Raw genomic sequence first — 10,043 nt, 5'->3', positions numbered from 1 at the left:
TGCGTCTGCTTTGCAGCGCTGCGTTGTGTTGCGAGGGGGCGAATATTAAGTGACCGCAGCGGGGTTGGCAAGGGGTTCTTCGAAAAAAAGCCAACCCGCCTAAAAAAGGCATTCCAAGCCACTTCAGCTGTCGTCGGGCGCTGCTTATAGAATGGCTGTTCCGGCCCACCGGGCCGCTCTTTATAGATGGGGACGTTTGATGACTATCCAAGCGACCTGGCAACCAAGCCAGGGCAACAGCATCTGCCACCTGACCAACGGGACTGCCGAGTGGCAGGCCGACCTGGATGCATCTGCCGGCGGCGACACCCAATACCCGAACCCGCATGACCTGCTGGATTCGGCCCTGGCCGCCTGCACCACGCTGACTTTGCAGCTGTACGCCAAACGCAAGGGCTACGCCATCACCGAAGTCCATGTATCGGTCGGTCATGAAGAGGCCAACGGGACCTACACCATGAACCGGGAGGTCAAGGTCAGCGGAGAACTCACGCCCCAGATCCTGGATGACCTGCTCCGCGTGGCGAATCGCTGCCCGGTGCACAAGACCTTGTCGGGACAGTTTTCCATCCAGACGTCGATTGCCTGACCCACCCTGGCAAGATCCCGCTCTCTGCTATTGTCAGCTCAAATGATAATCGTTATCATTTATGCCTCAGGCTGTGACACGTCCTGAGTCAGCAAATGGGTTCACCGGACACGGACGTGTCCGGTCTTTTCTTTCCGGCGACCTACCGTCGCGGCGGCCCCGTTCCGGCCGATTCCCTCCTGCCCGATGTCATCGTCCTGACGCACGTGGTGCGATACCGTACCTGGCGTGGACCAGGCGCGTGCCCCACCCGTTCGAGGGGCATCCTGCCCCGGTGTGTTGGCTGGCCCACCAAGGTTTCGTCGCTTTCCGGGCAAACCGGCGCCGTACGCTTTATCTGCCATGCACCGCAGGCTTACCATGAACGGAAAGCAGAACAAGTAGAAGGCGCCAACAGAAAGCGCCGATACATCGAAGCGAGCGGGGGGATTCCTTGACCAACTTCATCGAAGCGTATTGCGCGCAGGTTCGGCTTGCGGGCGCAGTCGGCGTGATCGCCAAACCGGTTGTGGTGGCACAGGACGGCGCCTACGCCATGCACTACGTGCCCTGCGAATACCTGAACATCCAGGCACCTCTGGTGCTGGTCAGCACCACGCCCGGCCACGCCCATGTGCGGCTGGCCGCCGCCGTCACCGAAGAACTGATGCGCGCCCATGCACCTGGCAGCGTAATTCAGCGCGAGAACAAGCGGCGCGTCGAACTGGGCGGCAAGCTGGTGCGGCCTAACCTGATCCGCATGCTTGACCACTTCCGGGTGCCCGAACTGGTCGGCCTGCCGCACGCCGCGGCATTGTGGAACGATGGATTCGAGCGCCTGCAACCGCTTGCCTTGCTGCCGCATGCCACCACGCGGCGCGGTCTGGCGTTCGACGGCCCACTGGAAGAACTGCTGGAGACCCCGATGCTGCGCGAGGTATTCGAAGCGCAGTTCCTGGGAGCCGTGCGCCAGATGCGCACGGATGCGCTGTACATCGCGCTGGGCCGTACCGCCTGGGCAGGGCTGCGGCATGCAGTCAGCCGCCGGCTGCTGGCAAAGCATCAACTGCTGGGGATGATGCCCGTGCCGGCGCGCGCCGGCAGCATGGTGCGCTACTTCCTGCGCGAGATCGCCGCCAGCAACCTGTCGGCCAAGGATCCGGTGCGCCATCGGGTGGCCTGGCTCGATGCCGCGCATGCCGAACTGGAAGCCAGCGTGCGCAAGCTGCGCGCTGCCATCCGGCCGGATCCGCACTCTGCCTACCTGATCGCGTAAGCGATCACTCGCCTCAATGATTGTGCTCGATAGACCCCACCGAAGTGGGGTCTCGGTGGCCCGCATTGTGTCGATAACGTCTCCTGAGGCATCTGACACGCCTCGCATTCCCGATTTTTGGCGGCCCCGCGTGGGCCGCGATTTTTTTTGGGGATCGCCAATTAGCGCCGCCCGGTCAAGCGGCTACGCCGGTGGCGGCGTCTGCCCCACGCTTCGCCGCAGCGCATCCGATACCTGCGCCATCAGCGCGGCGTCGTCATCGACCGCGCGGCCGCTGGCCGACAATGCCTCGCGCACGCTGACGACCTTGCCCGCGTCATAGCACCGGCCGCTGTCGATGGCAGCTTCGAACGCATTGGCGCGCGCGTTGATCTGCACGGGGTCGGCGCTGACCAGCAGCACCGCATGGGCCAGCACCAGGTGGCGCTGCCCGTCGGGCGCTTGCATTGCCGCGGGTGCGCGGCGCCAGTACTGCGCCGTGCCGGCGATCTTGCGCGCGGCTTCGGGCGAGCCCCAGGCCAGGTTGTAGCGGCCGTCGCAGAAGGAACCGGCCACCGCCTGCCAGTGCGTGTCGACGCCCAGCGATTGCAGCGCGTCGCCGATGACCTCGCACAAGTGCAGGTAGACCGCGTCGCTGCGCGCGCCCGGCGGCTGTTCCACTGTGTAGGCCAGGCTCAGGTTGAGGATGCCGGGGCCCTGCGGCACCAGCCCGCCGCCCGACATGCGCAGGAATACCGGACATCCCTGCTGCGCGAAGTCGGCGCGCGCGGTTTCCAGCGCGGCATGGCGCAGGTAGGTGCGCGGCACCACCAGCGACAGCGGCGCCTCCCACAGCTGCGCCACCTGCCGGCCTTGTGCCGCGAGGTCGAGCAAGGCCAGCTCATCCTGCAGCGGGTCGCTGCCCGCCTGCCCGGCATGGGCCGCATCGACAAATTCAAACGGCATGGGATGGCACCAGCCTCCGGATGGCAACGTGCCGAGTCTAGCAACACTAGGCATTGAGCGCATCGAAGTACGCCAGCGCCTTCGACGCGTACATGGCGCCCGGTCCGCCGCCCATCTCGATATTGATGGCCAGCACTTCGGCCAGCTGCTCGCGCGTGGCGCGATGGCGCAGCGCCTGGCTGGTGTGGAACAGCACGCAGTCGTCGCAGCCCTTCTGCACCGCCAGCGCGACGGCAACCAGTTCCTTGACGGCGGCGGGCAGGCTGCCGTCCTGCGTGGCGGCCTTCATCACGCCCTGGAAGGCGCTCATGGCGGCGGGCTGGGCCTGGCCGAGCGCACCGAATTGCTTGTTGATCTCGGTCAGGCGGGTCTTCAGGTCTGTGGTCATGAGGTCTCCTGTCTTGAATTCGAACAAGGCGAGCTGGCCGCGCGGATGGCGCCCTGGGCGGCGCCATCCGCGCGCGGCATCAGCCGGCCAGATGCATCTTCAGCAGCGCGTTGAAGTCATTGGCCTTCTCCATCTGGCTCATGTGGCCAGCATCGGCAAAGACCTTGACGGTGGCTCCCGGCGGCGCGGCTTCAGCGTGCGCGACCGGGATGATCTGGTCCTGACCTCCCCACACCACCAGCACGCGCTTGCCACTGTTGGCCAGCCGCTGGCCAGGCTGCTCGCTCTGGCGGCCGCCGCCGAAGAGCCCCTGCCCCAGCGCCGTCAGCGCCTCGGTGACGCCGTCCAGCCGCTTGTAGCGCAGCAGGTCGTCCAGCATCTGGCGGCTGACCAGCCCCGCGTCGGCGAACAGCAGTTCGACCACGGGCTTGAGCTCGCGCCGGGACTGGGCACTGACGAAGCCTTCGGTATAGCCGCTGTTGACGGCGTCGCCAAAGCCCACCGGCGACACCAGCGCCACCGACAGCACCCGCTGCGGTGCATCGACGGCAAGTTGCGCCGCCACGCCGCCGCCCATCGAATGGCCGACCACATGCGCCGCCTCGATCCCGGTCTCGTCCATGAAGCGCGCTACAAAGCCGGCCATCTGCGCCAGCGTCGCGCCCGCGAGCCGCGGCGACGACTGTCCGTGGCCGGGCAGGTCGAGCGCCACCACGGTGTACGCGTCGGCCAGGGGATCGAGGTTGAACAGCCAGTTGTCCAGGTCTCCGCCAAATCCGTGGATGAAGAGCACGGTTTCGGCGCCGCCACCCTTGCGGGCATAGCGGACCCGGATGCCGTCGACGTCGGCAAACTGGTACGCGGCAGCGGCGTCTTCTTCGCCAGCGTCGTCCGCCGGCGTCTCATAAGCCGCGACATAGTCATCGATTTGCGCATCGCTCACCTCCGCAGGTGCCAGCACGCCGAGCAGCGCCTTCACCGGCAGCACGTCGCCGGCCTGCGCCACCTTGCGGCGCAGCGTGCCCGCGTCGGGCGCCTCCACCGCATTGGCGATCTTGTCGGTTTCCACATCCAGGATCGGCAGGCCCACGGTAATCACGGTGCCTTCGTCGACCAGCCAGGCATTGACCGTGCCTTCCTTCATCGACAGGCCCCACTTGGGCATCACGATCGGGATAATCGTGGGGGAAATTTCGGTTGCCATCAGTGCTTGCCCTCCTTCATGGTCTTGCGCGCGGCGGCGACGATCTGCGCGGCGCTGGGGATGTACAGGTCCTCCAGCGTCGGCGAGAACGGCACCGGCGTGTGCGGCGGGCACACCATCTCGATGCCGGCCTTGAGCGCGCCGAAGGCCTGCTGTGCAACCTGCGCGGAGATATCGGTGGCGATATTGCAGCGCGGGCTGGCCTCGTCCACGACCACCAGGCGGCCGGTGTTCTCGACCGATTCCAGCACCGTGTCCATGTCCAGCGGCGAGAGCGTGCGCAGGTCGACGATCTCGGCCTCGATGCCCTCCTTGGCCAGCGTTGCCGCCGCTTCGAGCGCGCGATGCACCATCAGCCCATAGGTGACGATCGACACGTCCTTGCCGTCGCGCACGATATTGGCCTCGCCGAACGGGATCGCGTAGGCGCCTTCGGGCACCTCGCCCTCCAGCCCGTACAGGTTCTTGTGCTCGCAGAAGATCACCGGGTCGTTGTCGCGGATCGCCTGGATCAGCAGGCCCTTGGTGTCGTACGGCGTGGACGGGCACACCACCTTCAGGCCGGGGATATGCGTGAACAGCGGCGTCAGCATCTGGCTGTGCTGCGCGGCCGCGCGAAAGCCCGCGCCGACCATCGCGCGGATCACCACCGGGGTCTCGGCCTTGCCGCCGAACATGTAGCGGAACTTGGCCGCCTGGTTGAAGATCTGGTCGAAGCAAACGCCCATGAAATCGATGAACATCAGCTCGGCGATCGGGCGCATGCCGCAGGCCGCGGCGCCGATGGCGGCGCCCACGTAAGCGGATTCAGACAGCGGCGTGTCCAGCAGCCGGTCGCCGTGCTTGGCGTAAAGGCCCTTGGTCACGCCCAGCACGCCGCCCCAGGCGTCCTTCTCGCCGTCCGCGCCGGCGCCGCCGACGATGTCTTCGCCCAGCATGATGACGCTGGGGTCGCGGGTCATTTCCTGGTCGATCGCCTCGTTGATCGCCAGCTTGATACTCAGTTTGCGAGCCATGGTTTGTCTCCTGATATTGGGTTAGCGCGTGGCGGATCAGTAGCTGACGTAGACGTCGGTGAGCAGGTCTTCGGGCCCGGGCTGCGGCGCGGCCTTGGCTTCCTGCACGGCATGCTCGATCAGCGCGGCGACCTCGCGGTCGATGGTGTCGAGTTCTTCGCGCGCGACCACTCCCGCCTGGGTCACGGCGCGGCCAAACAGCTTCAGGCAATCCTTGTTGGCGCGGATGTCGTCGAGTTCGCCGGCGGCGCGGTAGGTTTGCGCATCGCCCTCGAAGTGGCCATAGAAGCGGACCATCTTGCATTCGAGCAGCGACGGTCCGCCGCCTTCGCGCGCGCGCCGGATCACTTCGCCGGCCGCTTCATGGACCGCGAAGAAGTCGGTGCCGTCCACCGTCACGCCCGGGATGCCGAAGCCGGCGGCGCGGTCCACGTAGCTGTCCACCGCGGTGCCGTAATCGCGCGAGGTCGATTCGGCATAGCCGTTGTTCTCGATCACGAAGATCACCGGCAGGTTCCAGACCGCGGCCAGGTTCAGGCTTTCCAGGAAGGTGCCCTGGTTGGAGGCGCCGTCGCCGCAGAAGGTGATGCCGACCTCGCCCTTGCCGCGGAACTTGGCAGCCAGCGCGGCGCCGCAGATCAGCGGCGCGCCTGCACCCAGGATGCCGTTGGCGCCCATCATGCCCTTGGACAGGTCGGCGATATGCATCGAGCCACCCTTGCCATTGCACGAGCCGCCCTTCTTGCCGTAGATCTCCTTCATCATCGCCACCGGATCGACGCCCTTGGCAATGCAGTGGCCGTGGCCGCGGTGCGTGCTGGCGATGCGGTCGCCATCGTCCAGGTGGTGCAGGATGCCGACGCCCGTGGCTTCCTCGCCCGCGTATAGATGGACGAAGCCCGGGATGTCGCCGCGCCCGAAGTCCACGTGCAGGCGTTCTTCGAAATCGCGGATGGTGCGCATCTTCCGGTACACCGTCAGCAACGTCTCCTTGTCGAGCGGCAGCGCTGCGGAATCTTGAGAAGCTCTGGCTGTCATGTCTGTCTCCTTCGTTTTCAGGTGTTGCACTTCAAGAAAGGGGAAAAGCGGGCGGACGCGGTGCCCGCGCGTCATCCCACCGCGGCGGGCTGCGGCAGGCTGCGCATCAGGTGGTGGCGCGCGGCATGGCGCATGCAGGCCGCGACGTCGATGCTGCGAAAGGCGTGGTCATGCAGGGTGACGGTGACTTCGTCGTCCGGGCCAAAGGCCAGCTCGCGCTCGCCGTCCAGCGCGACAATGCCGCTGCGCTGGCGCACGCGATGGGGACGGCCGTGTTCAAGCCGCTGCCAGCCGGCCACCGGCACGGTGCACATCAGGCCGGGTGCGATCGGCGCGCACAGGTCGAATTCGCCTTCGCCGGGCGCGGCCAGTTCGATCGCGAGGCCGCCCTCTTCGCGCCGGCCCACCGGCTTCAGCAGCCCGGCGATGGATGACAGGCCGATGGCCTCGGGGTCGGCAAAGGACACGTAGACGGCGGCAAGCGTGTCGGTCTTCCACAAGGCGCGTGCGCCGATGAAGTGCTCATGCGAGATCACCGCATCCACCAGTGCAATATCGCGGCGAAAGCCGCCGTTGCCGTCGCGGATGACGATGTCGAGCCGCTTGTTCGACGCCAGCGCCTGCGCAGGGGGAATGCGGCCCGTGGCATAGAGGCCGGTGGCCAGCCCGATGATGGTGGGCTCGCGCATTTCGGGGTAGGCATTGTTGGTGCCGGTCGACAGGCCCGCGATCGGCACAGCACCGCACTCGCGCACCACCGCGCGGTGGGTGCCGTCGCCGCCCAGCACGATGATCGCGGCCACGCCCGCATCGGCCATGCAGCGCGCGGCGCGCAGGGTGTCGTCGACGCGCGCGGTGACCGGCATGTCGAGGTAGTCGACCGCGGGCAGGCCCGAGTCCGGCCCCTGCCGGCGTGCCAGGTGCCGCGCCAGCATGACGCGCAGGCCTTCGCGGTCGGGCATCATCAGCACGCGCTCCACGCCGCAGGAGGCCAGCGCGGCCAGCAGGCGCAGCACGATATTGACGCGGTCGGCCAGCTGCAGGCTGTTGGCGTTGGCGATCACACGACGGATGTCGCGCGCGGAAATCGGGTTGGCGATGATGCCGACCACTGGCGCGATCTGCGCGCTGGCGCCTGCTGCGTGCCCCATTGCCTGTCTCCTGTTGTCGTTGTCTTGCCAGGCGTATTTGCAATGGCTGTGCCAGTGCGCGCAGGCAGTGAAAACAGGGGAAACAGGGGCCTCGGCGGGGTCGGATCCGAGGGATTACCCCGAGGCGGCAGGGCAAAAACGACGCTGCGCTGTGACAGGTGTCACAGCGCAGGTGTACAGGGGATGGACAACCGTATCGCAGGGATGGCGCGCGTGCGCCGTGCTGCCTGCCGGCTTATGCGTCGGTGGGCTCCGGGCCGCCGTCGCGCCGGTTGGGCGACTGGATGCCGTAGCGCTCCATGCGCCGGTACAGCGTCATGCGGCTGACGCCGATCTGCCGCGCGACCGCGCTCAGGTTCCAGCCGGACGCGCGCAGGTATTGCATCAGCAGCATGCCTTCCGGCGGCAACTGGTGCGGATCGAACGGTGCGGCAGCGGGTGACTGGGCGGGCCCTGGCTGCGGCAGGGCGGCGGACGGTGCGGGTCCCGCCAGGCTGTCAGGCAGGTCCGGCACATCGATATAGCCGTCGGCGCAGACCGCGCGCGCGTACTCCAGCACGTTGCGCAGTTCGCGCAGGTTGCCGGGCCAGCGGTGGCGGTGCAGCCGCTCGCGTGCCGCGGGCGACAGCCTGATCTCGCTGCCCTCTGCGCCCCCTTCCTGCAGCAGCTTGCGGACCAGCCAGTCCAGGTCGGTGCGCGCACGCAGCGGCGGCAGCGTGAAGCGCGCGCCGTTGAGGCGGTAGTACAGGTCCTCGCGGAAGCGCCCGTCGGCCACCAGTTGCTCCAGGCTGTGGTGCGTGGCGGAAATGACCCGCAGCCGCACCGGCACCGGCCGCGCGGCGCCGATAGGCAGCACTTCGCCCTCGGCCAGCACGCGCAGCAGCCGCGACTGCAGCTCGCGCGGCATGTCGCCGATCTCGTCCAGGAACAGCGTGCCGCCGTCGGCCTCCTGGATCAGGCCGCGCTTGCCGCGCGGGCCTGCGCCGGAGAAACTGTTGGGCAGGTGCCCGAACAATTCGCTTTCAATCAGGGTTTCAGGGATCGCCGCGCAGTTCACCGCTACGAACGGCCCGCCGCGGCGGGCGCTGGCAAGATGCAGCGCCTTGGCCAGGAACTCTTTGCCGCTGCCGGTCTCGCCGTGGATCAGCAGGTTGATCGGCGAATCGACCAGGCGCGCAGCGCGCTGCAACTGCTGCTGCAGCGCGGCATCGCCGCCGGTCAGCGCCGCCAGCGCATCCGGCATCGCCACCTGCGTTTCGGCGGGCGGCGCCTGCCAGCGCAGCGCCGGCGGCAGCACGCTCAGGTACAGCAGGCCGCCGCTGCGGGTCAGCGCCACCAGGCGCTGCTCGCTCGGGCGCGAATAGACATAGTGGCCCAGGTCCTCCAGGCGCGCGTCGAACAGCGTCTCGAACCGCTGGCCCAGCACGGTGGCGCCCGGTGCGCCACCCAGCTCGCCTTCCAGCATCAGCCTGGCGCGGTGGTTGTGGCCGACGATGCGGCCGGCCTCGTCCAGCGCCAGCAGGTATTCGGGATTGACGTCGACAAACTCCGGCGCCACGTTCAGCTTCAGGATCCAGTCGCGGCGGTGCGCGCGCAGGAAGTTGGCGTTCTCGATATGCGCGGCGTAGATGCGCACCATCTGCAGCGCCAGCCCCTGGCTGTCCTTGGCCTGCGGCGAGGTCAGCGCGGAGATGTCGAGGATGGCGTGCAGGTTGCCGTGCGTGTCGAACAGCGGCGCGGCGGTGCAGGTCAGCGGGATATGGGTGGCGTCGAAATGGTCGGCCTGGTGCACCGTCAGCGCCTGGCCCGTGGCCAGGGCGGTGCCGACCGCGCAGGTGCCGGCGCCGCTCTCGCTCCACTCGGCGCCCAGGTACAGGCCCGCGTGGCGCAGCGCGGCGTCGCTGCGGGCCTCGCCGATATAGTCGACGGTCACGCCCTGGGCATCGGTCAGCAGCACCACATAGCCCAGGCCCGCCACCTGCCCATACAGGCTCTGCAGGCCGTGGCGCGCGATGCGCGCGAAGTCGTCGATGCGTTCCTGGTGTTCGCGCAGGCGCGGCTGCGGCAAGATGCGCGCCTCCTGCATGCGCGACGGATCCAGGCCGTACTGGTGCACGCAGCGGCGCCATGAGTTCTGGATGATGGCGTCGTGCGCGATCCGGTCCGCAAGCACGGCCGGCGGGGCAAGGTATGTGGTGGCCTGGACCACCGTCTCGATGTGCTCGCGTTGCCGCAGGTCCATCGCTGTCTCCTGTCGTCGCTGCCGTCGGCCCCATGGGTGATGGATGGGGTGATGGATCGGGCGGACTGTCGGGCGCGTGCTGCGGAAGCCGCGCCTCTGTGTCTCGGGCCTTCTAATGTATCCGAGCGGATCAGCGGTACGCAAACAGGATTAGAGCGGCGCTCGCGGGCGCATGCCGCAAGTGCGGCGCACGCCATACCGCAGGACCGCAGGCG

At 67.7% G+C, this 10,043-nt stretch carries 9 protein-coding genes; 2 read left to right on the top strand and 7 right to left on the bottom strand.

Features of this window, described 5'->3' with window-relative positions; all coding sequences use genetic code 11:
- Window positions 1–199: 199 nt before the first annotated feature.
- Together AC3WON_RS21560 and AC3WON_RS21555 are read left to right on the top strand one after the other, a co-directional pair.
- Entirely contained in the window at window positions 200–589 is a 390-nt protein-coding gene (locus AC3WON_RS21560) for an OsmC family protein (RefSeq protein ID WP_010813534.1), read from the top strand.
- A 433-nt stretch (window positions 590–1,022) separates the two neighbouring features.
- Complete coding sequence (locus AC3WON_RS21555; RefSeq protein WP_492352720.1) at window positions 1,023–1,844, top strand: hypothetical protein; 822 nt, start codon at window positions 1,023–1,025, stop codon at window positions 1,842–1,844.
- 183 nt (window positions 1,845–2,027) lie between these two features.
- On the opposite strand, the gene AC3WON_RS21550 is transcribed toward AC3WON_RS21555, so the two are convergent.
- From AC3WON_RS21550 to AC3WON_RS21520, 7 genes are all read right to left on the bottom strand, one after another.
- Window positions 2,028–2,789: a lipoate--protein ligase family protein gene (locus tag AC3WON_RS21550; protein ID WP_492352719.1), complete on the bottom strand. Its 762-nt coding sequence runs from the start codon at window positions 2,787–2,789 to the stop codon at window positions 2,028–2,030.
- 46 nt (window positions 2,790–2,835) lie between these two features.
- Window positions 2,836–3,177: a carboxymuconolactone decarboxylase family protein gene (locus AC3WON_RS21545; protein ID WP_340525849.1), complete on the bottom strand. Its 342-nt coding sequence runs from the start codon at window positions 3,175–3,177 to the stop codon at window positions 2,836–2,838.
- Window positions 3,178–3,256: 79 nt separating this feature from the next.
- Window positions 3,257–4,381 carry an acetoin dehydrogenase dihydrolipoyllysine-residue acetyltransferase subunit gene (locus AC3WON_RS21540; protein ID WP_492319277.1) on the bottom strand — a complete coding sequence of 375 codons (1,125 nt, stop codon included), beginning with the start codon at window positions 4,379–4,381 and terminating at the stop codon, window positions 3,257–3,259.
- The gene (locus AC3WON_RS21535) at window positions 4,381–5,397 is read right to left on the bottom strand and encodes an alpha-ketoacid dehydrogenase subunit beta (RefSeq protein ID WP_492319278.1); all 1,017 of its coding nucleotides are present in this window, start codon (window positions 5,395–5,397) and stop codon (window positions 4,381–4,383) included. The genes AC3WON_RS21540 and AC3WON_RS21535 overlap by 1 nt, the downstream gene beginning before the upstream one ends.
- Window positions 5,398–5,433: 36 nt before the next feature.
- Window positions 5,434–6,435 carry a thiamine pyrophosphate-dependent dehydrogenase E1 component subunit alpha gene (locus tag AC3WON_RS21530; RefSeq protein ID WP_492319279.1) on the bottom strand — a complete coding sequence of 334 codons (1,002 nt, stop codon included), beginning with the start codon at window positions 6,433–6,435 and terminating at the stop codon, window positions 5,434–5,436.
- 71 nt (window positions 6,436–6,506) lie between these two features.
- Window positions 6,507–7,586 (bottom strand): ATP-NAD kinase family protein, encoded by a 1,080-nt coding sequence (locus AC3WON_RS21525; protein WP_492319280.1) that lies wholly within the window; start codon window positions 7,584–7,586, stop codon window positions 6,507–6,509.
- 235 nt (window positions 7,587–7,821) lie between these two features.
- Window positions 7,822–9,828, bottom strand: a complete 2,007-nt coding sequence (locus AC3WON_RS21520) for a sigma-54-dependent Fis family transcriptional regulator (RefSeq protein ID WP_492352718.1) — start codon at window positions 9,826–9,828, stop codon at window positions 7,822–7,824.
- Window positions 9,829–10,043 lie beyond the last annotated feature (215 nt).

The sequence above is a fragment of the Cupriavidus sp. FW305-46 genome (assembly GCF_058787075.1).
The sequence above is the reverse complement of the archived record's forward strand: the minus strand, read 5'-3'. Positions and strand labels throughout refer to the sequence as shown.

Coding starts and splice junctions, on each gene's coding strand:
- AC3WON_RS21560 (WP_010813534.1), top strand. CDS start 200: ATGACTATCCAAGCGACCTGGCAACCAAGCCAGGGCAACAGCATCTGC.
- AC3WON_RS21535 (WP_492319278.1), bottom strand. CDS start 5,397: ATGGCTCGCAAACTGAGTATCAAGCTGGCGATCAACGAGGCGATCGAC.
- AC3WON_RS21525 (WP_492319280.1), bottom strand. CDS start 7,586: ATGGGGCACGCAGCAGGCGCCAGCGCGCAGATCGCGCCAGTGGTCGGC.
- AC3WON_RS21540 (WP_492319277.1), bottom strand. CDS start 4,381: ATGGCAACCGAAATTTCCCCCACGATTATCCCGATCGTGATGCCCAAG.
- AC3WON_RS21520 (WP_492352718.1), bottom strand. CDS start 9,828: ATGGACCTGCGGCAACGCGAGCACATCGAGACGGTGGTCCAGGCCACC.
- AC3WON_RS21550 (WP_492352719.1), bottom strand. CDS start 2,789: ATGCCGTTTGAATTTGTCGATGCGGCCCATGCCGGGCAGGCGGGCAGC.
- AC3WON_RS21545 (WP_340525849.1), bottom strand. CDS start 3,177: ATGACCACAGACCTGAAGACCCGCCTGACCGAGATCAACAAGCAATTC.
- AC3WON_RS21530 (WP_492319279.1), bottom strand. CDS start 6,435: ATGACAGCCAGAGCTTCTCAAGATTCCGCAGCGCTGCCGCTCGACAAG.